Annotated in this window: 27 protein-coding genes and 1 pseudogene; 12 read left to right on the top strand and 16 right to left on the bottom strand. The window is 62.7% G+C overall.

Annotated elements, in window-relative coordinates:
- Positions 1 to 42: 42 nt before the first annotated feature.
- The gene (locus C1932_RS09795) at positions 43 to 798 is read left to right on the top strand and encodes a SapC family protein (protein WP_108761988.1); all 756 of its coding nucleotides are present in this window, start codon (positions 43 to 45) and stop codon (positions 796 to 798) included.
- 1 nt (position 799) lies between these two features.
- On the opposite strand, the gene C1932_RS09800 is transcribed toward C1932_RS09795, so the two are convergent.
- Positions 800 to 3,145, bottom strand: coding sequence for an ATP-binding protein (locus C1932_RS09800; protein WP_108761989.1), 2,346 nt, complete (start codon positions 3,143 to 3,145; stop codon positions 800 to 802).
- Entirely contained in the window at positions 3,142 to 3,729 is a 588-nt protein-coding gene (locus C1932_RS09805) for a response regulator transcription factor (RefSeq protein ID WP_325051530.1), read from the bottom strand. Before C1932_RS09805 ends, C1932_RS09800 begins: the two co-directional genes overlap by 4 nt.
- 450 nt (positions 3,730 to 4,179) lie before the next feature.
- On the opposite strand from C1932_RS09805, the pseudogene C1932_RS09810 reads away from it, so the two are divergent.
- The 3 genes and pseudogenes from C1932_RS09810 (at position 4,180) to C1932_RS09820 (ending at position 7,679) form a co-directional block, all read left to right on the top strand.
- Positions 4,180 to 5,931 (top strand): annotated as a pseudogene (locus C1932_RS09810) (TonB-dependent receptor plug domain-containing protein).
- Positions 5,932 to 6,087: 156 nt separating this feature from the next.
- On the top strand, positions 6,088 to 6,486 hold the full coding sequence (locus C1932_RS09815; RefSeq protein WP_159094521.1) for a hypothetical protein: 399 nt from the start codon (positions 6,088 to 6,090) through the stop codon (positions 6,484 to 6,486).
- A gap of 164 nt (positions 6,487 to 6,650) precedes the next feature.
- Entirely contained in the window at positions 6,651 to 7,679 is a 1,029-nt protein-coding gene (locus C1932_RS09820; RefSeq protein ID WP_108761992.1) for a DUF4034 domain-containing protein, read from the top strand.
- Between the two features lie 122 nt (positions 7,680 to 7,801).
- Here the strand turns inward: C1932_RS09820 and C1932_RS09825 are convergent, their stop codons facing one another.
- Complete coding sequence (locus C1932_RS09825) at positions 7,802 to 8,095, bottom strand: metalloregulator ArsR/SmtB family transcription factor (protein WP_108761993.1); 294 nt, start codon at positions 8,093 to 8,095, stop codon at positions 7,802 to 7,804.
- A gap of 172 nt (positions 8,096 to 8,267) precedes the next feature.
- Here C1932_RS09825 and C1932_RS09830 point away from each other — a divergent pair, with 172 nt between their 5' ends.
- The 3 genes from C1932_RS09830 to C1932_RS09840 are packed head-to-tail and all read left to right on the top strand — an operon-like array spanning position 8,268 to position 10,074.
- Positions 8,268 to 9,209: an MBL fold metallo-hydrolase gene (locus tag C1932_RS09830; RefSeq protein ID WP_234412345.1), complete on the top strand. Its 942-nt coding sequence runs from the start codon at positions 8,268 to 8,270 to the stop codon at positions 9,207 to 9,209.
- Positions 9,206 to 9,646 (top strand): hypothetical protein, encoded by a 441-nt coding sequence (locus tag C1932_RS09835; RefSeq protein WP_108761994.1) that lies wholly within the window; start codon positions 9,206 to 9,208, stop codon positions 9,644 to 9,646. The genes C1932_RS09830 and C1932_RS09835 overlap by 4 nt, the downstream gene beginning before the upstream one ends.
- A complete protein-coding gene (locus tag C1932_RS09840; protein WP_108761995.1) occupies positions 9,643 to 10,074 on the top strand; it encodes a YeeE/YedE family protein in 432 nt (143 codons plus the stop codon). The genes C1932_RS09835 and C1932_RS09840 overlap by 4 nt, the downstream gene beginning before the upstream one ends.
- Positions 10,075 to 10,117: 43 nt before the next feature.
- On the opposite strand, the gene C1932_RS09845 is transcribed toward C1932_RS09840, so the two are convergent.
- The 8 genes from C1932_RS09845 to C1932_RS09880 form a co-directional block, all read right to left on the bottom strand.
- Positions 10,118 to 11,506, bottom strand: coding sequence for a sensor histidine kinase (locus tag C1932_RS09845; RefSeq protein ID WP_108763411.1), 1,389 nt, complete (start codon positions 11,504 to 11,506; stop codon positions 10,118 to 10,120).
- Between the two features lie 17 nt (positions 11,507 to 11,523).
- Complete coding sequence (locus C1932_RS09850; protein WP_108761996.1) at positions 11,524 to 12,198, bottom strand: response regulator transcription factor; 675 nt, start codon at positions 12,196 to 12,198, stop codon at positions 11,524 to 11,526.
- 24 nt (positions 12,199 to 12,222) lie between these two features.
- A complete protein-coding gene (locus C1932_RS09855; protein WP_325051531.1) occupies positions 12,223 to 12,885 on the bottom strand; it encodes a hypothetical protein in 663 nt (220 codons plus the stop codon).
- Positions 12,866 to 13,723 carry an SDR family oxidoreductase gene (locus C1932_RS09860; RefSeq protein WP_108761997.1) on the bottom strand — a complete coding sequence of 286 codons (858 nt, stop codon included), beginning with the start codon at positions 13,721 to 13,723 and terminating at the stop codon, positions 12,866 to 12,868. The genes C1932_RS09855 and C1932_RS09860 overlap by 20 nt, the downstream gene beginning before the upstream one ends.
- Positions 13,723 to 14,397: an iron-containing redox enzyme family protein gene (locus C1932_RS09865; RefSeq protein WP_108761998.1), complete on the bottom strand. Its 675-nt coding sequence runs from the start codon at positions 14,395 to 14,397 to the stop codon at positions 13,723 to 13,725. Before C1932_RS09865 ends, C1932_RS09860 begins: the two co-directional genes overlap by 1 nt.
- Positions 14,394 to 15,884, bottom strand: a complete 1,491-nt coding sequence (locus C1932_RS09870) for an AMP-binding protein (RefSeq protein ID WP_108761999.1) — start codon at positions 15,882 to 15,884, stop codon at positions 14,394 to 14,396. The genes C1932_RS09865 and C1932_RS09870 overlap by 4 nt, the downstream gene beginning before the upstream one ends.
- Positions 15,881 to 16,540 (bottom strand): thermostable hemolysin, encoded by a 660-nt coding sequence (locus C1932_RS09875; RefSeq protein ID WP_108762000.1) that lies wholly within the window; start codon positions 16,538 to 16,540, stop codon positions 15,881 to 15,883. The genes C1932_RS09870 and C1932_RS09875 overlap by 4 nt, the downstream gene beginning before the upstream one ends.
- Before the next feature lie 113 nt (positions 16,541 to 16,653).
- Positions 16,654 to 17,322 carry a hypothetical protein gene (locus tag C1932_RS09880; protein WP_108762001.1) on the bottom strand — a complete coding sequence of 223 codons (669 nt, stop codon included), beginning with the start codon at positions 17,320 to 17,322 and terminating at the stop codon, positions 16,654 to 16,656.
- Positions 17,323 to 18,439: 1,117 nt separating this feature from the next.
- Between C1932_RS09880 and C1932_RS20015 the strand changes: the two genes are divergently transcribed.
- The gene (locus C1932_RS20015; protein WP_234412346.1) at positions 18,440 to 18,700 is read left to right on the top strand and encodes a hypothetical protein; all 261 of its coding nucleotides are present in this window, start codon (positions 18,440 to 18,442) and stop codon (positions 18,698 to 18,700) included.
- 1,169 nt (positions 18,701 to 19,869) lie between these two features.
- On the opposite strand, the gene C1932_RS19810 is transcribed toward C1932_RS20015, so the two are convergent.
- On the bottom strand, positions 19,870 to 20,097 hold the full coding sequence (locus tag C1932_RS19810; RefSeq protein WP_159094522.1) for a hypothetical protein: 228 nt from the start codon (positions 20,095 to 20,097) through the stop codon (positions 19,870 to 19,872).
- Positions 20,098 to 20,672: 575 nt separating this feature from the next.
- On the opposite strand from C1932_RS19810, the gene C1932_RS19920 reads away from it, so the two are divergent.
- Positions 20,673 to 20,972 carry a hypothetical protein gene (locus C1932_RS19920; protein WP_199912018.1) on the top strand — a complete coding sequence of 100 codons (300 nt, stop codon included), beginning with the start codon at positions 20,673 to 20,675 and terminating at the stop codon, positions 20,970 to 20,972.
- A gap of 437 nt (positions 20,973 to 21,409) precedes the next feature.
- On the opposite strand, the gene C1932_RS09920 is transcribed toward C1932_RS19920, so the two are convergent.
- The 4 genes from C1932_RS09920 to arsH form a co-directional block, all read right to left on the bottom strand.
- The gene (locus tag C1932_RS09920) at positions 21,410 to 22,222 is read right to left on the bottom strand and encodes a DUF4238 domain-containing protein (RefSeq protein WP_159094523.1); all 813 of its coding nucleotides are present in this window, start codon (positions 22,220 to 22,222) and stop codon (positions 21,410 to 21,412) included.
- A 654-nt stretch (positions 22,223 to 22,876) separates the two neighbouring features.
- Positions 22,877 to 23,179, bottom strand: coding sequence for a hypothetical protein (locus C1932_RS09925; protein WP_108762007.1), 303 nt, complete (start codon positions 23,177 to 23,179; stop codon positions 22,877 to 22,879).
- A gap of 335 nt (positions 23,180 to 23,514) precedes the next feature.
- A complete protein-coding gene (arsC, locus tag C1932_RS09930) occupies positions 23,515 to 23,934 on the bottom strand; it encodes an arsenate reductase (glutaredoxin) (protein WP_108762008.1) in 420 nt (139 codons plus the stop codon).
- On the bottom strand, positions 23,931 to 24,671 hold the full coding sequence (gene arsH / locus C1932_RS09935; protein ID WP_108762009.1) for an arsenical resistance protein ArsH: 741 nt from the start codon (positions 24,669 to 24,671) through the stop codon (positions 23,931 to 23,933). Before arsH ends, arsC begins: the two co-directional genes overlap by 4 nt.
- Before the next feature lie 40 nt (positions 24,672 to 24,711).
- Here arsH and C1932_RS09940 point away from each other — a divergent pair, with 40 nt between their 5' ends.
- From C1932_RS09940 to C1932_RS09950, 3 genes are all read left to right on the top strand, one after another.
- A complete protein-coding gene (locus C1932_RS09940) occupies positions 24,712 to 25,026 on the top strand; it encodes a metalloregulator ArsR/SmtB family transcription factor (RefSeq protein ID WP_108763413.1) in 315 nt (104 codons plus the stop codon).
- A gap of 56 nt (positions 25,027 to 25,082) precedes the next feature.
- Entirely contained in the window at positions 25,083 to 26,141 is a 1,059-nt protein-coding gene (gene arsB / locus C1932_RS09945; protein ID WP_108762010.1) for an ACR3 family arsenite efflux transporter, read from the top strand.
- Between the two features lie 262 nt (positions 26,142 to 26,403).
- On the top strand, positions 26,404 to 26,871 hold the full coding sequence (locus C1932_RS09950) for a tetratricopeptide repeat protein (RefSeq protein WP_234412348.1): 468 nt from the start codon (positions 26,404 to 26,406) through the stop codon (positions 26,869 to 26,871).
- The last annotated feature ends 44 nt before the right edge of the window (positions 26,872 to 26,915 follow it).

A 26,915-nucleotide genomic window follows, 5' to 3' on the forward strand; every position in this document is an offset into this window, starting at 1 on the left:
GCGCCCGGGATGGCAGGCGCGCATGATCGACATGGTTTTACGATGACCACTACCAGCGACACCACCACCGAAGCTGCACCGAGCAGCGCACCCCTGTTCTACACCCGTCCGGTGCCGCTGCAGGCCGACAAGCATGCCGACGTGCGGATCCTGCCGGGCAAGCTCGAATTTGCTGCCAGCAGCAACTCCATCCCGCTGGTGCTGGGCGAATTCTCGCTGGCGCTGCATCACTTCCCGATCCTGTTCGCCGGCCCCAGCGCGGTGCCGATGGCGGCGGTGGGCATCACCACCGACAACCTGTTCATCACCGATGGCTTGTGGGCCGACGAGACCTACATCCCGGCCTACCTGCGCCGTCATCCCTTCATCTTCATCGACACCGGCGAAGGCAACGACTTCCTGCTGGGCATTGACGAAGACAGCGCCCGCATCGCCCGCGGTGGCGAGGAAGGTCAGCCGCTGTTCGCTGATGGCAAGGCCACCGAGCTGGTGCAGCAGGCACTGGAATTCTGCGGTCAGTTCACCCGCGAGCACGAGCAGACCCAGGCTTTCTCCAAGGCGCTGGTGGACAACAATCTGCTGGTGGAGCGCAATGCCAACGTGCGCCTGCCCGATGGCCGCGAGTTCAACCTCAACGGCTTCTTCGTGGTCGACGTCGAGAAGTTCATCGCGCTGCCCGACGCCACCGTGGTCGAATGGCACCGCAGCGGCTGGCTGGCACTGATCCACCAGCACCTGATGTCGCTGGGCCGCTTCAACGACCTGACCCGTCGCCAGATCGCACGTAGCGCTGGCTGATTCAAGGCAGCTGCACGGCCCCGGTAGTGCCGGGGCCGTTCACGTCACGCAGTTGATCGACCAGGTGCAACGCAGCGCCCCAATCGGGCGTGCGTTCGCGCCCGAGCTGGGCCAGCGTAGCGGCCATCGCCGCCAGTTCGTGCAGCCCCTGCATCTGCAATGCACCGTGCAACCGGTGCGCGTGGTGCGCCAGCGCCACGCTGTCGCGAGCACGCGCCGCACGTTCGGTTGCCGCGTGTTCGCGCCGAAGATCCTCGGCCATCTCTGGCGCAAGGGTGTCCCTGTCGTGTACGTCAGGTGTGGCGCCCGCATCGCCGCGCCCCAGGGCCTGCAGCAGCGCGTCCAGCTGCAGGGGCTTGCTTAGTACGCCATCGAAGCCGGCCTGCAGGCAGCACTGCTGATGCGCGGCCCCCGTGTGGGCCGACAGCGCCAGGATCTGCGTTGTCTGGCCTTTGTCCATGCTGGCCTTGCGCAGCTGCGGCGCCAACGCATAGCCCGTGCTTTGCCCCAGTTCGATATCCAGCAGGATCACCGCATGCTGCGCGGTGGCCTGGCACAGCAGGGCCGCGCCTGCACTGGACACTTCATGCACGGTCGCGCCCTGTTTGCGAAGCTGCGCGGCCAGTACGCGACGGGACAACGCGTGGTCTTCCACCAGCAATACATCCACGCCTGCCAGCAGGGGCGCGACGATGGGGGGTGCGGCACTCGCAACCTGGGCGTCCGGCAACGGAATGACCGTTGCTGGCAGGCGCAGACTGAAGCGACTGCCGCGCCCCTGCACGCTGTGCACGTCCAGCGCGCCGCCCATTGATCTTGCCAATTCCCGGCAGATCGAGAGCCCCAGGCCACTGCCGCCCCGGGCCTGAACCTCGTCGCCCGGCTGGAATGGCTGGAACAGCACCGCCATCTGCGCCGGCGCGATGCCGATGCCGCTGTCGATCACATCCACGAGCAAATGCGCCGCGTCTGCGTCGGCCAGCATCTGCACGCGCAGCTCGATGCCGCCAGCATCGGTGAACTTGATGGCATTGCCCAGCAGGTTGTCCAGCAACTGCCGCAGGCAGTCCGGGTCCAGTTCCAGCCCCGGCAGCGGTTGGGGCGACACGTCCAGGTGCAGGGTCAACCCCTTGCGCTGGGCTTCGGGCGAAACGGCGTCCAGCGCCTGGCTGGCGATATCGGCCGCGTCGCAGGGGCAGGGCTTGGGCTGGAACGTACCGGCTGCCAAACGCGAAAAATCCAGTGCGCGATTCAGCCGCCCGCGAAGCTCCAGCGTCGCCCGATTGGCGGCATTGACCAGATCACGGGCACTGGCGGGAAGCTGTTGCTGCCGCAGCAGATCCAGTGCGGATATCACCAAGTGCGCCGAATTGCGCACCTCGTGACTGAGCATGCCCACAGCGCTCGCCTGCGACAGCGAGCGTTGCCGTTGGCGAGCGCCGAAGCGACGGCGCAGCCACAGACCGCCCAAGGCCAGCAAGGTCAGCATGGCCAGCGGGAGAATGAACGAAGAAGTGCGCATGGCTGTCTGCGCAGATACGTCGGCGATGGAAGCAGGCAGCGTCCGCGTTGCCCAGCGATGCCCCAGGATGGCATGTTCTTCAAGGCTGATCCTGTCCAAGCCTTGTTCCACCCGATCCAGCAGCATCCGGTCGTCGGCGCGGGCCAGTAGGTGCAGCTGATCCGGAAACCCAGAGCGGATCGTCTGCAGTTTCAGGCCGGCACTGAAGTGTCGCCGCACGACCGGCCGCAGCGAGGTCTCCATGCCGATGGCCGCGTCCGCGGCGCCAGCTTCCACCGCGGCCAGCGCGGCATAGAAGTTCGGCATCGGCAGTACGTTGATGCCGTTGGCCTGTTGCGCCAGCCAGGCAGGGTAAGCGCCGCCCTGTACGGCAGCAAGCACCACGGCATCCAGTCCGTCGGCATCGCGCGGCAGGCGCGTTCCATTGCGCCCTGCCAACGCCGTTACTGCGCCAGGAAAGCCGCGCCGGCCCGTCTGCAGGTCGCAGGAAGCCTTGTGATCGACCGCGCTGCCCTGTACCAGTATCAGGTCGGCTTCGTGGGTGCATAGCGCCATCAATGCCTTGCCCAGGCTGTCGTAGGGGGTGTCGATGAAGGTCAGCCCTGAGTGGCGCGCCACCAGTTCCGCATAGCCATGGGCGATGGTGGGCAGCGCCGGGCTACTGCCCGGTGCGTCCGGAAATGGCCGCAGCGTGGGATAGGTGGCCACGCGCACTTGGCGGCCATCGTTCCATTGCCAGCGTTGCGTGTCGCCGGCCGACGCCACCGGCAGCAGGCAGAGTGCGGCCACAAGAGCGCTGTGCCAGTGGGCGCGCGTGCTGCTCATATGGCCTCCAGTTCGCGGCGCATTGCGAAGATTTCCGCGTCGTTGCGCAGGCCGAGTTTGCGCAGTGCCGACACCTTCTGGGTGCTGATGGTCTTTACGCTGCGGTGCCGGAACTGCGCAATCTGCGATACCGTGAAGCCGGCCAGCACCAAGCGCAGAACCTCGCGCTCATTGCGGCTCAATTCTTCCTGGCCAGGCAGCTTCCTGCAGGCCGGTGGTATCCGGTAAAAGCCCTGCGACACGCGCACCACGGCTTCGGCCAACTCGTTCAGCGGCTCGGCTTTGCCAACATAGCCATTGATGCCGGCCGCAAGCAGGTGACTGATCGCCGCCGCAGAGACCTGGCCAGCGAATGCGAGTAGCGGGGTGCGGGGTGCGTGTCCGCGCAGGTACTCCACCAGCACCGAACCGCTCAGGTCGCCAGGCGCCAGGCTGAGGTCGATGATGCCCACGTCGACGCGCTCCTGCTGCAGCGTCTGCGCAAAGCGCGCGCTACCGGCGTGGCTGGCCACGATCTGGAAACGGAAATCGCTACCCAGGTGGAGCGCGGTACCGCGACGGACGACGTCGTGGTCGTCAAGCAATGCAACACGCAGGCGGCGCGGTACGGAGTATCCATTCATGCGCGGGGATGATCGGCGGCATTGGGACGTGGCGCCCATTTTGGCGCCGCACGCCGGGCAATCCTCGAAATCGTTCGAGTTTTACGATTATTCCTATTTCAGGTGGCGCGCCTGCACGTGTTGCTGGAGCGCGACGTTTCTAACCTGAGCGCTACGAAGACGCACACGTTGCGTTGGGGGTTCGACCATGAAGGCGCCCCGCGTCTTGCGGCATTAACGTGACGCGTCACGGTGGCGCGAGGGGCGCATGTGAGGGTAGGGCATCGACCTGCCTATCGCCATCGGCCAACAGCAGATTACCACTGGGCATTTCTGCATTGGGGCGCGAGCGGGGTTAATGAATGTGCAATGTCTGGCGCGTCGGTTGCGGCGCGTGGGCAGCGCTTCCCCCACTACCCGTACCGATACACGATGACGACAGCTCGTTCACTGCGCCCGCGTCTGCTGGCGTTGGCGGTGGCGCTTGCCACCGCGTGTCCCGCGCTGCATGCGCAGTCCACCACCGGTGCCATCGCCGGCCAGGCGCCGCCTTCCACGCAGCGCATCTTCGTTCGCAGTGACACCGGCCTCAGCCGCGAGGTGGCGGTCGACGCACGCGGGCGCTTCAGTGTCAGCCAGCTGCCACTGGGCCGCTATGCGGTGGAAGCGCGCGATGCCGAGGGCAGGGTGCTGGAATCCCGCCAGGATGTGGCGCTGACCGTGGGTGCCAGCACGGAAGTGTCCTTTGCCGGCATTACCCGGCTGGATGGTGTGCAGGTCAGCGCGGATCGTGCCGCCGCGGCAATCGATGTCAGCAGCGTGGACTCGCGCACCGTCATCACCGCCGAGCAGCTGCAGCGGCTGCCGCTGGGGCGCTCGGCCGAGGCCATTGCCCAACTTGCGCCGGGGGTGATCGGCAACAGCGGCAACGGCAGCTATGCCGGCCCGACCGGCGCGCAGCTGGTCAGCTTCGGCGGTTCGTCGGCCGCAGAAAACGCGTACTACATCAACGGCTTCAACACGACCGATCCCTTGCGTGGCCTGGGCGGCCTGACCCTGCCGTACGGCAGCATCGACCAGCAGGAAATCTACACCGGCGGCTACAGCGCCAAGTACGGTCGCTCCGATGGCGGGGTGATCAACGCCGTTGGCAAGCGCGGCACCAGTGACTGGCGCTTCGGCGGCCAGGTGACGTGGGAGCCGGCCTCGGCGCGATCAGACAAGGACGAAACGTGGGCCGCTACTACCTGGCGCTGCCGCTGAACCCGGCCTTCAATGCCGCCGGCGCCACCCTGGCAACGTGCACCTATTACACGTACGGTGGCATCGACAGCAACGGCTATCCGACCGATCTGACCGCGTTCTCTGGCGCGGTTTCATCCAACAACAACTACGGCCTGCTGCCGGATGCGAAGACGGTGGCCACCTCGGGCATCGAGCCGTCCTACCAGGACGAGTTCTTCCTGGGCTTCAGCAAGGCACTGGGCCAGAACTGGGTGTATGGCGCCAAGGCCACGTATCGCGTGCTGCGCAGTGGCGTGGATGATTACTGCGATATCGACGCCGTGCTGGGCAAGGCCAGCAGCCTGGGCTACAACGTGACCAAGGACAGCAACCCGGTCAGCTGCTGGCTGATCAACCCGGGTCGGGCGAACACCTTCAACCTGGTCGATACCAGCGGCAATTACGTGTCCGTTCCGCTCAGCAATGCGGAAATGGGCTTCCCGCGCTTCAAGCGCAACTACTACGCGGTGAACCTGTCGCTGGAGCACCCGTTTGATGGCCGTTGGTACGCCCGTGCCGAAATGGCTGGTGTCGGCGAACATCAAAGCGCTTTCCGGCACACCGTTCAGTGCGCTGGGATCCTAAGGGCCGAACTTCGAAGATCCGTCCGGCTACGGCATTGCCTAGCACTTCTACAACGGACAGCCGGCACCTCCCGGCAGCCAGGGCCGCCTGCCGTGGCTGAAGCAGCTGGATCTGGGCGTTTGCTACCGTCCGGCGGCTGCAGACGGACGGTTGGGCTTCAATCTGGATGTTTTCAACGTATTCAACAGCCAGACGGCGCTGTGGAAATCGCCCTATTCGGAGCTGGATCCCGGGCAGCCGGACCCGCTGTATGGCGCGGCCACTGTGCGGCAGGCGCCGCGATCGCTGCGGGTCAGTGTGAGCTACGACTACTGAGCAAAGGGGCAGGGCGGGCCTGGGAGGGAACCCCTGCCCGGGTGGCCGGGGTCGGATCCTTTCGCAACGCGAAGGGCTCCGACCCCATTTCAGTTCCAAGCGCAGTGATGCCGGCGTAGAGTCTGGCCCGGCCATGTGCAACCCAGGAGCTGGACCGTGCGACCCTCCAAGCGATTGATCTGCGGCCTGGCCGTGGTCCTGGGGCTGGTAACCACAGCGTGGGCCGTGGGATCCGTTTCAGCAGCAGAACCAGAACCAGAACCGGCCGTGGCCGACGCCATGATCGAGGTTACCGGCACGCTGGAGGTTCACCCAGGCGGTCACGGCCTTGGTGAGATCCGCGTAGATGACGGCAGATGCTTTGATCTGGCACTTCCCAAGCACGTGTTGAAGGACAGCCTGCGCTGGCTTGGGAAGCGCGTGGTGATTGCGGGATCCATGCAGTTCCGGCCACGGATGGACGAAGTGATCTGGTGGGAGATCAAGGACCGGAAGATCGAAGGGTTCGGCTGTTCGGAGGATGTGATCTATGTGGAGCGGATTGAGCGGTTGTAGGGCTAGGCTGCCTGGGCACTACCTTTGCGGAACATAATATACATTATGCGAACTGTCATGTGGCTTCTGACCAGCCGCTGGACCTCCCCAATTCCAGCTAGACTCGCCTCGGGTTCCAGCCGCCACCCAGGACTGAAAGCGGCTCTCAGACCAGGATTGTCGCCATGCGCTCACCCACATCACTCTTTCTCTGCCTCTCCATCGCACTGGTCACGCTGCCTTGCGCCGTCGGTACCGCACAGGCCGGGCCATCCATAGACTCGCCTGAGTATGCCGAACGCAACGGCATCCAACTGCAGGTTGAGGCCTTGCTGGGCAAAGAGGATTTCGCAGGTCTGGAAGCCTTGGCCAACAAGTACCGCCGTACCGGTGAAACCACCACCAGCGGCACGCTCAAGTTGACCCATTTCTACGAAGCGCTGTCGGCGCTGTACGAGGCCGACCAGATTCCGCTGGGTCAGGACGACCCGATGCGCGACCGGATCACGCGCTGGGTGAAGAAATACCCGCGTTCTGCAACGTCCCACCTGGCCATGGCCGCCACAATGCTCGGGCGCGGCATGGCGTACCGCGGCTATGGCTATTCCAACTCGATCAGCGCGCAGGATTCCGCCTACTTTCATGCCTACACCGAAGCGGCCAGCAAGTACCTGGCCGAACACAAGAAGCAGTGCGCGAGCGACGCAGGCTGGTACGAGCTGGCATCGTCCGCTGCCGTGCGGCTGAACTGGGAAGCGACCGACCTGATGGCGCTGGTGGATGAAGGCATGGCCAAGCACCCTGGCAACCTGACGATTCCGTTCGTCGCGGCCCAGTACTTCTCACCCAAATGGGGCGGCACCCCGTATGCCGTGGAATCGATGGCGCGGCGCGCGCTCGAGACGGTGCCGGAGCGCGACCGCCCTGCCCTCTATGCGCGCATCTACTGGTCCACCGCGGGCAGCTATTACAGCAGCCCGTTTGCTGAGAAACAGGTGGACTGGCCGTTGATGAGCCAGGGAATTGACGATGTGCTGGCTCGGTATCCGTCTGATTGGAACCTGCAGAACTTCGCCTACTTTGCTTGCCAGGCCGGTGACAAGGCCAAGACGCGCGCCCTGATGGACCGCATTACGCGGCCGATGGAATTTCATGCCTGGTGGGATGGGGATGTATACGAGCAGTGCCGGCGGTGGTCGCGGGAGGATTCTTGAGCACTAGTTGTCCGTTTGGAACGCGCTTGGCAGCTCCTTGAGGAGTTGCCCGTCCGCCAGCGGCCAAAGCTCCTCCTTGGCGACGCGACCAGCCCACTCCTGTTCGGATGCCTCACGCCGCCTCAAGGCGACGCATTGTCCACACAGAAAATTCCATGCATTGCGCCCAGCAGTGCTGCGACTCGCGAGTCTGTCATGCGGTAAATGATCGACCGCGATTCCCGTCGGGTCGCTACCAGCTTTCGTTGACGGAGTTCGGCTAGTTGCTGGGAAAGTGCCGGCTGTCGAATGCCGGTGGCTTCTTCGAGTCCGCCCACCGTCATTTCACCTTGCGCGAGCTGGCATAGCAGCAACAGGCGCGAAGGAGTCGCCATAAAGCGCAGCAACTCGGCCACTTCAGGCACGCGCTCCTTCATCGTGGCTAGGTCTGACGGGCTGAATGGGGGGCTGGTCACGGGCACTGGCAACTCGGGCGGATGATGTGATGGCAAATTGAAGCGGCAGGCTGCGAAATCTACCACGCCCCTATAGTTGTAGAGTTTATGAATGTATGTAACTATGCAGTCATCATCCCTCCAGGATCCGGTCGTGAACCTGTCCGTTGCGGTAGACACCCCTCTAGAGCAGGCTGCGCGCGTGGTCAACGATGCGCGCGCCGGCCTGCTTCCCTCGCCTTGCGTGAAGACCTTCTTCGATCCTGCCACGTTCACTGCCAGCCACGTTGTACGCGATCCATCTTCTTCAGCGTGCGCCATCATCGACAGCGTCCTGGACTTCGACATGGGCGCAGGCCGCACTTCCACAGCCTCCGCATCGGCGTTGGTGGACTACGTGCGTGCCGAGCGCCTGCAGGTTCAATGGTTGCTGGAAACTCACGCCCATGCAGACCACCTGTCCGCAGCGCCCTGGCTGCAGCATCAGGTGGGAGGCGCGCTGGCCATTGGCGAACGCATCACCACGGTCCAGGAAACCTTTGGCAAGGTCTTCAATGCCGGTACTGCATTCAAACGGGATGGAAGCCAGTTCAATCGCCTGTTTTCCGATGGCGCGTCCTTCCGCATCGGCAACCTCCAGGCGATGTCGCTGCATGTGCCGGGCCATACCCCCGCTTGTCTGGCATACGTGATCGGGGATGCTGTATTTCCTGGAGACACGCTGTTCATGCCGGACTACGGCACCGCCCGATGCGACTTTCCAGGCGGCTCGGCTCGCCAGTTGTATCGCTCGATCCAGCGTCTGCTGTCCCTGCCCGACGCTACCCGCGTCTTCCTGTGCCATGACTACAAAGCCACCGGACGGGACCATTTCGCATGGGAAACGACCATCGGTGCAGAAAAGACAGCCAACCTGCATGTCCACGAGGGCGTGACCGAAGCCATGTTCGTGGAAATGCGCGAAGCCCGCGATGCGACGCTCCCGATGCCGCGACTGCTCCTGCCTTCCGTGCAGGTCAACATGTGCGCCGGCCATCTGCCCGAACCCGAGGAAAACGGCGTGCGCTACCTCAAGCTGCCGGTGGACCTGCTATGACGCTCTCTCATCTTGCGTGGTATTGGCCGCTTATTGGCGGTGCCATGATCGGTGCAGCAGCCGGTGCATATCTAGTCCTTCTCGGTCGCGTTGCCGGCGTTTCTGGCCTGCTTGCCAAGACACTTGGCATGCCGGGTGACGGGGGGCGCGGCAGTGCTGTCCTGTTTCTGGCAGGACTTGCCCTGGCCTCTGGCTTGGCATTGGCGGCCAGACCCATAGCACTGCCGTCGCCTTCCGCAACGGGAGCAGTGGTATTGGTGATTGCCGGATTGCTGGTAGGTTACGGAACTCGTCTTGGCGCTGGCTGTACCAGTGGGCACGGTGTCTGCGGCCTGGGCCGGGCATCGCCACGGTCGGTGGTGGCCACCTGCGTGTTCATGCTCACGGGCATGGGCGCAGCGACCCTTGTGCGGATTCTGGCTGGAGGTACGGCATGAAACGTCTCACCGCGTTCCTGTGCGGCGCACTCTTCGGACTGGGACTGGTCGTATCCGATATGGCCAACCCAACTCGCGTGCTTGCTTTCCTTGATGTGAGCGATGCCTGGGATCCCTCCTTGGCGCTGGTCATGCTGGGCGCACTGATCCCTTCCAGCGCAGCCTACCTGTTGATACGGGCTCGCAGAACGCCGGTGCTTGCCGTATCGCTGCACATTCCCACCCATCACATCATCGATCGGCGCCTGGTCATCGGTGCGGCGCTATTCGGCCTGGGTTGGGGGCTGGCCGGAGTGTGCCCCGGCCCGGCCATCGCGTTGCTGGGAACCGGCCAGCCCTTCGCCATCATCTTCGCTGCGGCCATGGTCGCCGGTGTACTCATGCATGGCCTCATTCATCGTCGCGCTGCAGAAAGGGGACAGCCATGAGCCTCAAGCCACGTTTCTCGGGTCTTCTCCGGGCGTCCGGCTTTCAGCTGGAGATGGCGGCACGATACGCCGAATCTGCTGCCCAATTCACCGTCACCTCAAGACCGCCCAGCTCCTGCGAGCAGCTCAGCGTGACGCTCGCGCCGTGGGCGTCAGCCACCTCCCGGACAATGGACAGCCCCAGCCCGCTTCCCTGTACCCGGCTGCCCAGCGTTCGATAGAAGCGGTCGAACACGCGATCGCGCTCTTCCTCCGCGATGCCGGGGCCGCTGTCGGCGATGACGAGCAACACCCTACCCTCCGCCTGCTTCACGCAGACATTCAGGCGACCGCCGACAGGGGTGTAGCGAACCGCGTTTTCCAGCAGGTTGCGAACCAACGCCGTCAACGCGGGCTCGTCACCCTTGATCTCCGCGCTGTCCAGCTTCAGCTGTAGCCATTGGCGATTCAGCGACAGGATGGGACGCAGCGCATCCACTTCCAGCCCAACCAGGGCGTCGAGCCTCAGGCGCACCGAAGTCAACCGGGATACGGCCTCTGCGCGGTTGAGTGTGAGCAGCTGCGACGCCAGGCGCTCCAGTCGCGCTACTGAGTCGGCCACCATGTCCTGGGCGCTCGCCCTTCCTTCTTCATCCTGCGCCATGCGGGCATTCTCAGCATGCACTTTCAGTGCGCTGATCGGTGTGCGCAACTCGTGCGCGGCGTCGGCAACAAATCGACGCTCACGCGCAAGCGCCTCATTCAGTCGCGCAAGCAGGCCGTTCACAGCCCACACCAGCCCCTGCGCCTCGCGAGGAACGTCAGCAGCTTCCAATGGCGACATGCGCTCGGGGTCGCGCCTTCCGATCTGGTCCGAGACCCTCTGCAGCGAGCGGGTCACGTAATTGACGCTCCACCAGATCACCAGCGCCATCAAGGGCAGCGCCAGCAGCAGTGGCAGCATGGTGCCTCCCGCAATATCTTCTGCCAACTCTTCGCGGATGTCCGACCGCTCGCCAGACTGGAACCAACGGCCCTCGCGAGTCCGCAATGTGAAGGTGCGCCATTGTTCGCCGTCGATCACAGGACTGTCGTAGCCGGCCACCAATGGAGCCAGTGGCCGGGCTGGAGCGCTGTCTGAGCGGAGCAGCAATCGCTGCTTCGTGTCCCACACCTGGAAAGCAAGCTTGCTCTCATAGGCATGTCCATCGCTGAATGCCAACGCCTCGCCGACGCCTTCAGCGTGCCCGTGCCAGCCACGCAGCACGATGGGATCGCCCGGAAATGCGGTTAGATCACTCAATGGCTCATCCACCAACCCCATCAGTACCCGCGTGGACTGCACCAGCCGGGCGTCGAACATCTCTCCTGCTTCCTGCAAGCCGGCGCGATAGCTGAAGAATCCGGCCACGGCCATCAGAACCGCCAAGGTACCCAGCAGGGTCCATAGCAGGCTGCGTCTCATGGACCTCATGCATCCGTCTCCGACGACTGCCCCAGCGCATACCCGATGCCCCGCACAGTACGCACGATCGCAGGGTCGACCTTGCGCCGCAGTTGATGCACATGAACATCCACCGCATTGCTGGCGACGTCTTCATCCCAGCCGTAGAGGTGCTTCTGGATCGTTTCCCGCGCCATCGGTCGCCCGTTCTGTTCCATCAACAATCTCAGCAGCGAGAACTCGCGGCGGGTCAGATCCAGCGTCCGTCCTCTCCATCGCGCCTCCAACGTGGCCGGATCAAGATGGAGGTCGCCGGAGTCCAGCGTGGGATGCGAACGCCCACTGCTGCGTCTGACGAGTGCGCGTACGCGTGCCAGCAGCTCGGCGGTATCAAAGGGCTTCCCGAGGTAGTCATCTGCCCCAACGTCCAGCCCGAGCGTACGATCGGCCGGGCGTTCACGGGCACTGAGCACCAGGATCGGCACCGGGTTCGCCGCCACGCGAAGGCGGCGGATTACCTCGATCCCGTCTACCCGTGGCAGCCCCAGATCCAGCACCACCAGATCAAAATCACCATCTTGGGCGGCCAAGAGGGCGGCCGTGCCGTCTTCCACCCAGTCCACGGCGAACGCGCCCCGGCGAAGTGCGGTCCGGATGCCTTCACCCAGGGAGCGATCGTCTTCGACGAGGAGGATGCGCATGAAGGCAGTGTCCCGTCGCGGGCTTCACTTTGCAATATGGCCCATCACATCGTGCAGCTTGGCCTCGATCTCATGGCGGCGGCCGGCATCGGCCACGTCACGCCCTGGCCTCGCCGGTGCTGCCAGTGCCCTCTGCAGCGCCGCCTGCGCCGGGCCCCACTCCTTCTGGTCGCGCAGGAAATCGCCGTAGAAATAGTTGGCGTCGATGCCATTGGGGTCGATATCCAGCCCTTTCTTCAACAGCTGGCGCGCCTGCTCGTCATCGCCGAAGCCCAGCGGCCAGCCTGGAACCTGGTAGTAGAGCGCGCCCAGGCTGGTATACGCCGCGCCATCCAGGGCCTGGGGATCCAGTTTCAGCGCTGCCTCGAAATCGGCGCGGGCCTGCTTGACCAGGCTGAGTGCGCCCATGCCACCTTTCTCGCCAGCAAGGCTGGACAGCACGATGCCCTCCCAGATCAGCGCGCCGGCATCCCTCGGGGCCGCCTGCCGGGCTTGTGCGGCCTGCTTGGACAGGGCCATGAACGCCGCCTCGCGCTGCGGCTTCGGCGTCTGGTAGTTGATCTGCGCCCAGCGGTCACGGATCTGCGTCACTGGCACGGATGGTTCGGCGGCCACGGCGACCCCGACCAGGACAGCGGCGGCAATAAGGATGAGATAGAGCATGGTCTTACCCTGCGTGCGCTTCATGGGAGGAGTCCTTGTTGGGATGGAATGCGGAAGAATTCGCCGCCGCGGCACTGCCTGCATGGCGCCTGACGACGGGCAATTGCTTGCGGAGGCTACGGTCCACCAGTTCTGGCAGCAGGCCGTTCAACCGAGCGAACAGCCGCTCTGGCCAGCCAAGCTGCAGGCGCGGATTGCCTGTGCGCAAGGCCTGCAACAACGCTGACGCGACCTTCTCGGCCGAGTCGTGGGACACGCCCAGTTCGGCGTTCATGGCATCCACGGCGGCGCTGTTGAAATCCGTGCGGGTGGCGCGTGGTGACAGATACTGGAACTTGACAGTGCTGCCGGCATACTCGCGGCCCAGTCCTTCGACCAGACCGCGCAATCCGAACTTGCTGGCGCTGTATGCGGCAAAACCCGGGAAAGCCAGGCTGCCGAACGTCGAGCCAAGAACGGCCACGCTGGCTTGCGGCTGCCGCTCCAACAGGGGCAGCAAGACGCGGATCAGCAGCATGGAACCGACAAGGTTGGTCTGCATCAGCTGTTCCAATGCCTGTTCGGTCTGCGTACCGAACAGTCCGAAGGCAGCGCTGGCATGGCCTACGACCAGCACCGAAGGTGGCCTGGGTAGCGCATCCACTTTTGCCAGCAACCTGCCGCGTCCCGCCGCCGTCCCGACATCGGCGACCGCCGGTATGACAGCCCCCTCCGGCAACATGTCGGTCAGCGCCTTCAACCGGGAGTGGTTCCGACCCACCGCTACGACCTGTGCGCCCTCGCCCACCAGGCCGCCGCAGAGCAGACGGCCGATGCCACCGCTGGCCCCGGTCAGAATGACCGTACGTCCACGCAGGTCCATCACGCCGCCTCCGCCATACGCGCACCGCCACTGCGCAGGGTGCGGAAGATATCGCCGTACAGCACGTAGAAGCGGCGTGCTGCGTAGATCACAGCCTGTTGATCGCCGGGGTCGTCCAGCCTGTCCATCAGCGATTTGAAGAAGCCGACATGCTCGATGTCCAGATCACCATGCGAGAGCAGATAGGTGAAGGCGTTGCGCGGAAGATCCAGCGACGCCTGCAAGGTGTTTGCAGCCTGCGTCGCCAGCGCCACACTGGTGCCCTCCAGCACCAGTACCATGCCGAAGAAGCCCACCGGGTTGCCGCGCTGGATGGTGTCGTAGGCGTAGCTGACCATGAGCTCGGTGGCCAATGCGGGTTCGGATGCCGCAGCCACGGACGGATCACCACCCGCACCAGCAATATCGTCCAGTACCCATTCCTGGTGGCCCATCTCTTCTTCGATGTACTCACTGATCGCAGTCCGCAGCCATTCCAAGCGCGCAGGCAGGCGCGAGCCGCACGCCATCAGCAGCGGCACCGTGTGGCGCACGTGGTGGTACGCCTGCTGCAGGAACGCCACGTAGTCGCCGCGGTCGATGCGGCCCGCCAGTGCATCGCCGATAATGGGAATCTGCAGCAATAACTGGCGTTCGCTGGTGGTCTGGGCAAGAAGGTGATCGTGGAAGCTCATGCAGGGTCTCCGGTGGTGCTGAACACAGAGCGCCGGTAGGCGGCGCCGATCTCTGCCTGGTAACGGGCGAGGATGGCCTCGCGACGAATGCGACCATTGGCGGTCAACAGGCCGGCGTTCGCACTGAATGGCGCGACGGTGACGTAGCGCGCGATGCGCGCGTAGTCGGGCAGGCCGGCGTTGATGGTGGACAGCGCCGCGTCGAGCGCGCCGGATCCCTGCTGCGCGATGCGCGGAACCAGCAATGCCAGGTTGTCGGCCTGCCCTTCCCCCCAGACCAGGGCCTGCGCGATGGCCGGGTGCGAAAGCAGTTCGCTCTCCACCCATTCGGGCGACACGTTGCGGCCAAACGCCGTGATGAAGACGTTCTTGCGCCGCCCAGTCACATGCACGAAGCCGTCGGCATCGATGTGTCCCAGATCACCGGTGTGGATCGGCCCCTCCGGCAGCGACTCATCGCCCAGATAACCCAGTGCACGCGCACCGGACACCACGATTTCTCCGTCCACGATCTGGACCCTCACGTGTGGAAGGGGCCGCCCCACCGTGCCATCGCGCTGGGCACCAGGACGATTCAGGCACACCACCGACCCACACTCGGTCAGGCCGTAGCCTTCGAACACCGGCAACCCCAGGTGCCGTGCCCGCGACAGAAGACCGGGAGAAACCCGGCCTCCCCCAACGGCCAGGTATCGCAGTGATGCTGGCAGTTCAGTGCCCTGCTCTGCCGCCATGACCAGGGCCAGAAGCAGCTGCGGCACGAGGATGATGCTCTCGGGGCGGTAACGATTGAGGCAGCTCAGCAGCATGGGGATATCCAGCCCTGCTGCGCCGGTGTAACCGATCTCCTGCAGGGACGGCAGCGCGATCTCGGCGCCCGACAACAACGCCGCATACAATCCTGCGACGTTCTCTAGGAGCGTCGACAGCGGCATCAGGCACAGATGCCGGCGTGGTGCGATGTCACCTGCGGCGTCTGCCAATGACGCGGCGGTGGCCATCAACGTTCCGGCAGAAAGGCATACGCCGCGCGGGCGCCCTGTGCTGCCCGAGGTGTAGGTCACGCAGGCCGTGCCAAGCGGCAGGGTACTGCCAGCAGGAGCGTCCAGGCCTAAGCCGTGCGCACTCAGTGTCGGCAACGCCATTGGTGCGGCCGTGATCCCGCACGGCGGCGGCGCGCCCTCCGCCAGCACCAGCAGCTGGGCACCGCTGGTCTGCAGTGCGTGCTGCACTTGTTCATCCGAGAAGAAGGTGGGCAACGGTACGTGCACCACTTCGGCAATGCGAAGGGCCAGGTCGAGCACCACCCAGTCGGGGCCGTTGTCCAGGCGACTGGCAACGCAGGTGATACCTGTCCGCTGCAGCCACTGTGTCAGTTCCAGTACGCGAGACCGCAGCTCGGACGCACTCATCGTCCCCTGAGCGGTCAGTACTGGCTGGCTATGCTGCTGCAGCAGGCGCAGGACGTGCTGTGCATCAACACTCATCCGGCCACCCCCACGGAACTGACCGTATCCATTGGGTCTATCGAGCAGGCCTTTCCGCTAAGAAAGGCGATGCCTTCGCGGATATCGCCGCACATCACGCGCGGTTGCGATTCATAGTAGCGGCCCCAGTCGCCCGCGCTGTCGCCCATGCGCTCGGCACGCGCGGGCACCAGTTCGAGCGGTGCCAGATGCAGACGGACGAACGCGTTGCGCAGCTGTTGCGTCGCCACGAACATCACCCAATCCACATCGGCGGCGCGCAGGACCCAGGCCAGCTGCACGATCAACTCGCGTGCGATGCCCGCCGTCGTGGCCGCAAAGTGGCCCACCTCGGCGATCTGTGCTCGTTGAGGTGCACTGGAAAGATGCTGCGCCAGCACGGCCTCGACGGGCGCATCCAGATAGTGCTCCACAAACAGCGGGCCACTGTCTGCGTGTCGAAGCCCGACTGCCGCCACCAGTGCGCCCTGCGAATCGCGGTAGGCCAGCAGCTGTGGCATGAACTCGCGGATCTCCGCGCCGAAGCGCTGACGATAGGTCTCGGCGATGAAGGACTGCACCTGACCACGCAGCGGATGATCAGGCCCGATGAGGGTTGCTTCGGCGAATCTGCCCGGATGCGGGGCCATGGGAATCGGCGCTGGGATCATGTCCATGGGACAGCATCCTGAAGCGCACCGATTAAGGCAGAATTAGGCCGTTGTTAGCCGATTGTTAGTCATTTGATCGGATTTCGTTTTCAGGCTCGGCTGCTAACCGGTCTCTTGATCTAGAGAACCAACGCGAGCGTCAGTGCGACGACCAGGGCCAGCGTCACCAGGAAGGAGCCGAGTACAAAGCCAAATGCCTGGAGGTACCCTGTGCCGTTCAGTGCCACGAAGGTGCGCGTGCGCGCCCACAAGTACCATGCAACTGCCAGCGCTCCGATCCCCACACCCCAGCCATGCGCAATGTCTCCACCAGCAGAGCCCACTGCCTGCGAAACTGCAAGCAGAATCACAAATGGGCACGCAATGAACGCCTGTATCGAAAAAGGCTCCCGCAGCGTGTCGCGGTTGACGGGCAGGCGCTGTCGCCACAGCGTGCTTAGCGCCGCCCCCAGGGCGAAGATGCAGAAGGCAGCTGAACGGGTGAGCAGCAGCCCCTGCTCACTCCCAAACAGCAGCTTGCCTACGGGTCCTGATACCGCGAGGGGGGCGGTGCGCGTAGACATTTCCAATGCGTGCGCCAGCACCACTGACAGAATCAACATCAGCACAGGGCTGATGGCATCGGCGAATCGTTGTTCCGGATCTTTGGAGAACTCTCGGCGCGTGTAGTGCGCTACCTCGCCCGGCTGCACCAGCACCCTCCACAGGGTTCGCGGGTAGAACACCAGCCACCCTACGAGTTCATAGAGGAACTCCTCAAGCGATCGCAGCAGTCTGATGAGATCCATAAGAGCCCCGGGTCAAATGGTTGAAGGTGAGCTTACTCTCCCTGCCGCCCGGGGCCGAATGGAGTTCAGCTGTCGGCCAAACCATTGCGGTAACCCTTGCTGAGTCGAGTCTCCGCCAGGACATTCGCACCGGCGCCAACGGGTGAAGTCAATTTGAGGATTCTTAACAATTCATCCTGTACGCTGGCCGCACTTGGCTCCTCTTGGGCGCGAATCCTTCGCCTCCGTGTCTAGCCCCTGACCGGCACGACACATGACCTATCCAGCTGCTTTTCGGATCCTGAGGATCCGTCCTTTGCTGCGCCTCAACGGAACGATCGAGCGCGTCGAGACGCTTCAGGCCAAGTGCGGCGCATGTGGGGACGAGTCACGCATGTTTCGGGGATGCGGACTTGTCGATGTAGATGGTGGCGTCGAACTGACTTGCCCAGCCTGCAGGGTGACGGGGATCTTGTCCACTGACCGGGCATGGAGTCTCTGGGGGGAACAGATGAGGCAAGACAGGGTGCTGGCGCTGGCAGGGCTGACGCCGGACGATCTGGATCTGATTTAGGTCCGGGTTCACCTCTTGGTACCCGCGCCGAAGAGCCGCCGGAAGTCGGACGCCGGCAACCCTACGTCCTGCGTGCTTTTCGAGCACAGCCGCTTGAATCTCGCGAGCTGAAGAAAGCGCATACTCCTGACTGCGCCACAGTCTGGAGGGCCATCACGTGCCCCGGGGTCGCGCAACGGCAGGTGCCTGCCCGTTGCGTGATCATGAAGTTCCGTTGCGCCTTGCTCAAGCATCAGCCGCAACACTTGGCCCTCGACGTCGGCGAAACACTTAAATGCTCTGGATTCGTGCATTTTGCTCGCTGAAACAGCCATTTCCGGGGCGCAACAGTACAAACAAGTACCAAGATTGCGAAATGGCGCGTGGCTTCTGACCAGCGGCTGGACCTCCCCAATTCCAGCTAGATGTCAGTTTTCTTGATTCTTGTCCTTTTGCTTAGGAGCGTGCCCCTTCTTGATTTCATTGGGAATTTTGAGGCATTCAGGGACACCATCCTAAATAAGGAAGTGTCGGCTGTAGCTGCCTTCGACCCTGTTCGTAAGACAGTTGGCGTACGGTTCCTCCATGGGCAGGTTCAATTTCAGCAGTTCCGAATCTGAGTCAGCTGTGGCCGAGAGCTACAACCAGTGGCTCCGGGCAAAAATTGAGCGCGCCATTGCCGATGCGCGACCGGCGATTCATCACGATCAGGTGGTGGCGCGCGTGCGGGCGACAATCGATGCAGCCAGCATGCGTCGGAAATCGGCGGTTACGCTCATGTCGACTTCGGGCTCTGGCGTCGTGGGCGCAACCTTGGCGTCGCTTGCTTCGGTGTGTTCCGCTTGAAGGTTGCCTCCAGTTGCGCCGGAAGCTCTCGCAGACTGCTGAGTTGCTTCTCAAGTCCCTCACACCTGCCCCGGAGAACATCGGTAGCTTGACCGGCCGAGATGGCTGCAGATTGGGCTGCATGCAGCTCCTGGTGTAGCTGATCCTCGATTGCCCTCTGGGCACCTAGGACTTCACGGAGTGGCATCGGATGGATTCACCACTCTGGGGAACGAACTTCCCATGTCCGCTTCCGGCCAGAAGCGGACCGTCGCCCTACCCTTGATAACGCACCCTAATCTCACGTCGACTTAGGGTCGAAGGCAGGACTAGCCTTCAACTGGATGTCGGACGGCTATCGGTCCCATGGTAAACGTGTAGCCTGCATCTTCCAGCATTCTCCGCAGCCTAATTTCGGCGCGCCGTGGCAGCTGAAGCCCACGCGACCCGTAAAGCGCATAGACCACGTGACCGTCCGGGTCATGCTCCCTGCGCACAATGCAATTGTTGGTCTCAGACGCGTCTGACCAGATCGCTTTAAGTTTTTCTGGACCTATGGACTGACCGTTCTTCAAGCGAAAACTAAGCCAACGCACGATCCTTGGGTCGTACCTCTCTATATCAGCCATTGTGCACCCTCGATGCGGCGACAGAGGTCCTCCAGAACAACCGGCTCGAGCCGCGGATGCTCATCTACGAACGTCATCGGCAAATCGATCCGGGTCGATCGCCGGACCAACGCCGGGGGAGAGCCCGACAAGTCAATCCACCAACCCGCGGGAAGTCGAAGACCGGTTCCATTTCTATCGTAGATGCTGATAAAAAAAGGCATGTGAGTACCTAACCCATCTCAATTGCTCAGCCAGATGTCCTGCGCATGGCGCGAGAGGCGCACAGGAGTACCTGGGCCTCGTCCTGCTGCACTTTCAGGAAGGAATCAAGCCAACGAATTGCGGCCCCATGATTCTCAATAACTCTCCCTAGCTCATCAGTGAGACAACGCGCGCACTCCATTCCGCCTGGACTGGGGCAACGACAAGTTCGGCACGCCCCCATCGTCGTCGTTCTTGACGGCCTGGACTGGTACATGATCTTGGCCATCAGGCTCACCGTTTCCTCGTGCAAGGCCATAATTTCTGCGTCCGCGTGGTCAAAAGAAAGCCGCGCGGCGCGCGGCTTCTCGTCATGGCTTAGCGGGGAGCATTCCGCTGCTCGCCCTGTTCATCCTTGCCACCGCCCTGCCGACCGCCCTCTTGGCCGCTCTGCTGCTTCTGCTTCTGGGGATCCTTCTCATCCTTTCCATCTGCCCCCCCGCCGAGCTTTTCGCCGTTTTCTTGGCCCTGTCCCTTCTGAGCGGTGCGCTCTGCGTCGCTACCTTCGGTGGAGCGAGTGCCGTGACTTTGGTTGACGTTGTTCATTTGTTACTCCATTACAGCCCAGTGCTGCACAACCACATTCCTCTTTAGCCTGTTGGGGCAGCGTGTAGCAGCAGCCCGTTTATGAACGACGGCGCAAACAGGCCAGCAACCGAGCGAGTAGAGTCCAAGCTCTTATAGGAGAACTGCCATGGAAAGCCCTAGAGACAAAGACTACGTCGACGTCAGCAGAGAGCTAGGCCACTGGGAACTGGCCTTCAATGCCGGAACGCTCCCTGCGGTAAATTTCCGCCATGAGGTCGCACCGATTGTCCGGCTAGCCTGCGACATCTATATCAGGAACCCACACGGCACCCGCCTGGCTTGGCTACTGGACCTTAGGGAGCGCTTGGAACGTCGGCCCAGCCTTCGAGGCGACCCTGGAGCAGAAGAGATTGCCGAGGGATGCTGGAAACTCATCTCGATCTCTCCGCTGTAGATGGGGAAGCTCATAGTCGCCAGGTGGCGGATTCACTTTTTATGAAGCGTTCACGCTCGTGTGAGAGACTGCCCGCTCTTGGCTCTTCTCCGGCACGAAATCCTTCGTACCCGTGTCCAGCCCCTACTTGGCTAGACACATGTCCCCCCAAAGCCCCTTCCAGATCCTCAGGATCCGTTCGACATTGCGTCTGAATGGAAGCTTCGATGAAATCGAAGCAATCTTCTGCAAGTGCTCGGCCTGTGACTACGTCGCCCGCCTGTCGAAAGCACAGGGGCTAAGCCAAGCTCCCGACATGATCGTACTGACTTGTCCAGACTGTGGTGCCGCAGCAGACGTCCAGGTCCCCGAACTACGTGAAAAATGGGCTGAGCAGGTCCGGCGCGACCGCCTGCTTTGGGGCGCCGGCATCGATCCGGACGATCTATATGGGCCCTAGGTCAGAGACCAACGCCTGAGTGGAACTCGGGCTGGTACCGTGAAGCCGCCCTCCTGCCACCGGTCGCCCGAACTCTTATCGGCTTGCTGGGAGAGGGAAGGCGGTGCGCCTAGGGCTGCGCCACGGCTATCCACGCCGCTACGACTTTCTGCGTTCTCCGTCGCCACCGTGCGCGTCGCACGACGTGCTCCCACCACTGAAATAAGATCAATCCCAGCGCCTCTCGTGGTAGGCCGACGTGGAGAGCCGCACTCTGCTAGACGGACCACCACTGATTAGCAATTTGCTCAGATCTCTGCCAACTACCCCATGGCGAAGTCCGCTCGAAGCTCGCCTGCAGGGGAAGCCTACACAACCGCAGCAATCCCCGGGCCATGCGAAGTGTCCTGTACTACCGCCCCGCCCGATTGATTGCGCACGCGCGATCTGCAGCAGAATCACGCATGCACGTCGGCGGGTAGAACGTCACATTCGTTCAACGGGTGCGGCGAGAAGACCTGCCGCCAACTGCAGTCAATAATCAGTTGTCGGATTGCTTTTCCTACCGATGGATCCGTGAAGACCTTCTCGCCACTTGGAGCGTCAAAGGCAACAGAGCTTCCGCCAAACACAATCAGGCAGCGGGGATTAACCGGGAAGTAGACGCAGGCGCTGCTATCACTCAGGTGGGTTACTTTGTTGGTCCGGATCGAAATTATGAGAGTAGGCGCGTCGGACGTTATCAGAATGTCATCTTCAAAGTAATGCACTTTCATCGCCATGCCGCATAGAATTCTTGATGCAATGGCGGCGGTGGGCCAGGCGGCCTCTCGAAAATCGTTCTTCTGGTCTATGTCAGCCCTTGATAATTCCGAGGGAATATCCGAGCTGCGATCACCGAATACATGCCTTGGGTGGCGAGGCAGGAGCGAACCGACAAACACGCATAGGCCAAGCCTGTCATTTTCATCAGGCTCGAAGTGTGGGCGCTTGAACTTCACGAGGATCTTCGAGCAGTAGTCCTCGAGTTTCGAAAATGCCGTCTCCAAGTCGTTGCTGGCTTCGCCCTCCTCATTCAGTGCTGTGTACAAGTAGCTGACTGCAGCAATTCTTCTTGCGCTTCTTTGTTCTGGCTTGGCAAGCGGCCCGCTTGGCAGGCTCCTAGTGTCGGTCGCGAAAAGACACTTCTCATTCGGCGTATAGAAATACTTGAGATAGAACTGCGGAACGTAATGCTGGTTTTTCGTGAAGCCTGTGGGGGTCTGTATCATCGCGGTCGGCATCCAGTCCTGGATTCAAACTTCAACGGATTGATTTCCTCTCCAAGCACCACTGCTGGCGCTGATGGAGCGCTTACTGTGATGGGCAGGGCGCGAAGTCGATGCTACCGCACCTTGCAATTCGGTGCCATGGCATACCTGAAACCGCAGCCACGGCCAGATGATCCGCGCGACAAGGTGACGGAGCATGAGGCGCCGCAACCAAGACCGGACATCCGCCCCCTCCCCCGATAAAGATGCATTGACGCCGCAGATACTCGCGCCATCTCCAGCTGACTGACCTCATCTACAGACAGCACCACTGCGCATTTTCGCCCGGGTTGAATCCAGGCGTAGTATCGGTCACCTTTTTCTCAAGCCAGCCAGCAAACAACGTCGCATAAAGCATGAAAACAAGCCGGAACAAGCCGTGCTCTATGCACCGGCATCGGCATGCCGCATTCGCCCTGCCTGCGGCGACTACAGACGGTTCGCGACAACACACGTGCATGAGTCGCCAATACCGGCAGAAGCCTTGCGCGCCAAGGCATCGGTGGAGGGCTGGGCCTGTGGTGCCCAAGAATGAGCGGTGTGCGCCGCTATCTGGCGGCCGGGCCGCGAAGCGGCGTCGGCTTGAACAATCCGCTAGGCCGCGATGCCTGCGTACTATTTATCATCGAATGCCTGAAAGAACTGGACGCTGCCCCATGTGGCAAGTGCAGTGGCAAGAATAGCGAGCGGGATAGACAGCCAGTACAGCTTGATCGATTGGCTTTCAGGTATCTGAAGAAAGTATGGGAGCGCTCTCATAAAAGTGGCGGCTACCGCAAATACAGTTGAGGTTGCCAAAGTAAGAAAGAACTGCTTCCCGTGCTTGCGATAGCCACGAACCTGCATGTAAAAAATTACAACTGCACATAGCGCTGCCACGAAAAACTCAATCTGAAAAGCAAAGACCAGAGAGTTCACTGAGCAATCCTTAGCGGTCTAACTACCTAGTAGACAGGCTCGTAGATCCGGGTATGCGACCTATCCACAAAGTACTGCATGGTGAGGCTTTGTCCTGATACAGCTCGATCATAGGGTGGCTGGGTCTGGCTAACAACCCAGCATGCAAGCGGACCGAGCGGCCGGTTGCGCTGCTGCACCAGCGGCTGCTACGGGTCGGTCGATCCCTGGAAGCACCGTGGCGGAGCGTCGAAGTGCCAGCGAGCGCCGCAACCGAAGTAACGGCTACCTTCGCAAAGCTTCGCTTCATCGCATGCTTGCTTTCAGGGGTAGCTGCCCCGTGGCTTTTTAGCCTTTCAACGAACGCGCTTGCCATCCTTGTCAATCACCACTTCGCCATCTTCCTTAGCAAAGGGCTCCCGCACCGCTGGCAGGATATCCAGAACCACCTCGGACGGTCGGCACAGGCGCGTGCCCATGTCCGTCTGCACGAAGGGCCGATTGATGAGAACAGGATTGGCCAGCATGGCATCCAGCAGTGCGCTGTCGCTCAACGCGGGATCGTCCAGCCCCAGGTCCAGATACGGCGTACCCTTCTGGCGAATCGCGCCGCGAACATCCAATCCGGCGGCAGCAATCAGTGCGACCAGCTGCGCTCGGCTGGGCGGATTGGCCAGATACTCGATTACTTCAGGCTCAATGCCGGCGTGACGGATCAGCGCCAAGGTGTTTCGCGAGGTGCCGCACTTGGGGTTGTGGTAGATCACAGCGTTCATGCGTTCTCCTTTTCATCCACTGCGGCCTCGAGCACGCCGGCCGCGGCGGCAAGCGCGGCCGCTTCGACTGCGCCCTTCCGCTCGCTGTAGCGGTCAACCAGGTAGTCACTGCGACCACGCACCAGCAGGGTGAACTTGACCAGCTCTTCCATCACATCCACGACGCGATCGTAGTAGGCCGACGGCTTCATGCGCCCCTCGTCATCGAACTCCTGCCAAGCCTTGGCTACCGAGGACTGATTTGGAATCGTGACCATCCGCATCCAGCGGCCAAGAACGCGTAGCGCGTTGACCACGTTGAAGGACTGGGAGCCTCCGCAAACCTGCATCACGGCCAGTGTGCGACCTTGGGTGGGGCGTACGCTCCCCTCCTCCAGCGGCAGCCAGTCGATCTGGTTCTTGAACACGGCCGTCAGGGTGCCGTGGCGTTCCGGGCTGACCCACACGTGTCCTTCAGACCACAACGAGGCCTGGCGCAGCTCCTGCACCTTGGGGTGCGAGGCGGGCACCGAGTCGAGCATCGGCAGGTCGTGCGGATCGAACAGCCGGGTCTCTGCACCCAAGTGCTCCAGTAACCGCTGCGCCTCCAGCGCCAGCTTGCGGCTGAAGGACTGCGGGCGCAGGGAGCCGTACAGGATCAGGATGCGGGGCCGGTGTGGCGAGGCATTCGGCGCGCTCAGCCTTTCGGCAACCGGAGGGCTCAAGGCGCCTGGGACGACATTGGGAAGCTGCTGCATGCGGGTTGTCCTGCCGATTCGATTCGACTATTCTAGAAACATGGAACATAAGACTGCAACCCATGCCTTGGCGGCCCTGGGGCACGCCACCCGCCTTTCCATCTTTCGCCTCCTGGTCGAGGCCGGAAGGGGCGGCAAGCTGGCCGGTGACATCGCACAGTCGCTTTCCCTTCCTGGCGCCACCCTCTCCTTCCATCTGAAGGAGCTGCTGGCCGCTGGCCTGGTCACCGCCGAGCAGCGCGGCCGCACCATCTGCTACCGGGCCGAGTTCCAGGCGATGAGCGCGCTGGTGGCCTACCTGACCGAAAACTGCTGCGCGGGCGATCAGGCCTGCGACCGCCCTGCGGGTTGCTGACGTCTCGCCTCTTCGAGATCGCACAGATCGACCAACCGCTCCCTGCGAGACCTGCCATGACGACTGATACGCCCCGCCTGTCCTTCCTCGACCGGCACCTTACGCTCTGGATTTTTCTGGCCATGGCCTTGGGCGTCGGCGTGGGCGCGATGTTCGAAGGCGTGCCTAGCGCGCTCCACAGCCTGTCGATTGGATCGACGAACATCCCGATCGCCATCGGCCTGATCCTGATGATGTATCCGCCGCTGGCCAAGGTGAAGTACGAAGAGCTGCCCAAGGTGTTCGCCGACAAGCGCGTACTTGTGCTGTCGCTGGTGCAGAACTGGATCATCGGCCCGTTCCTGATGTTCGGCCTGGCGGTGCTGTTCCTGCGCGACTACCCCGAATACATGACCGGCCTGATTCTGATTGGGCTGGCACGCTGCATTGCCATGGTGCTGGTCTGGAACCAGCTCGCCCGCGGCGATGGGCAGTACGTGGCGGGCCTGGTGGCATTCAATTCGATCTTCCAGATCGCGCTGTTCAGCGTCTACGCGTGGTTCTTCCTCTCGTGGCTGCCGCCGGTGTTCGGGCTGCAGGGCAGCGTGATCGACGTCAGTTTCTGGACCATTGCCGAGGCGGTGCTGATCTATCTGGGCATCCCCTTCCTGGCGGGGTTCGTTACCCGCCGCTGGCTAAAGGCGCGCAAGGGCGTGCGATGGTATGAAGAGACGTTCCTGCCGGCGATCAGTCCCATCACGCTGGCGGCGCTGCTGTTCACGATCGTTGCCATGTTCAGCCTGAAGGGCGGCGACGTGCTGCGCATCCCGATGGATGCAGTGCGCATCGCGATCCCGCTCACGCTCTATTTCATTATCCAGTTCGTGCTGAGCTTCTTCATGGGCAGGTTCATTGCCAAGGACTACCCGCGCACGACCGCAATCGCCTTCACTGCGGCAGGCAACAACTTCGAGCTGGCCATTGCCGTTGCCATCGCCGCGTTTGGCCTGGCCTCGCCAGTCGCCTTCGCCGCGGTTATCGGCCCGCTGGTGGAAGTGCCGGTGCTGATTCTATTGGTGCATGTAGCCCTGCGGCTGGGCAGGCGCTATTTTCCTGCCCCCGCACGAAGCCACTGAGTTATGCGACGGGATCCAGCCTTATTTACGTGACGCATCACGCCCAACCAGCACCCCATTGGCGCCCCACCCCACTCCCACTACAGTGCCAGCCCCCACAAGGACCAGGCACCCACATGCCCTATATCGGAATCGGACTCCACGTACTGACCGCCATCTTCTCCGTTCTGCCAAGCAACTCGTGAACCCCGGCCAGGATCTGCGCAACGCGCGGGCCGAGCTGGCGCGCACGCCCACCGTGCAGAACCGGGTTCGCCTGGGCATGACGCTGCTCGATGCCGGTCAGGCCGAGGAAGCCCGAGAACTGCTGGAGCACGCCGCCAGCTCGCCGCTGGGCGACGATCCTTACATCCTGACCGGCCTGGCCCGCGCTCGCATGGATTCTGGGCAAGCCGCGCTGGCGGTCGAGACGCTGGACGGTCTGTTCGCCCGCCACCCGGACACCCGCCGCAAGCCGGAACAGACCCTGCTCTATGCGCAGGCACTGGCCGAAGCCAAATCGCCCGACGCCCGCGCGGCGTTCGAGCGCGCGGTGGACTACGGTAACGATGCGGCCGCACGTTGCCTGTATGCCGAATGGCTGATGGCACAGCCGCAGCCGGCCGATCGGGATCAGGCCCGCAGCTTTTTCGACAGCATCCTGGACGACGCCAAGCACTGGTCGCGCCACGCGCGCAGCCACAATGCGCCGTGGCTTGAGCGGACCAAAATGGCGATGAAGGGCCGCTAACGGTTGCTGGCAGAGGGCATCGGCATGTCGCATCTGCCCTGCCC

This window comes from Stenotrophomonas sp. YAU14D1_LEIMI4_1 (genome assembly GCF_003086815.1).
Taxonomy (GTDB): domain Bacteria; phylum Pseudomonadota; class Gammaproteobacteria; order Xanthomonadales; family Xanthomonadaceae; genus Stenotrophomonas.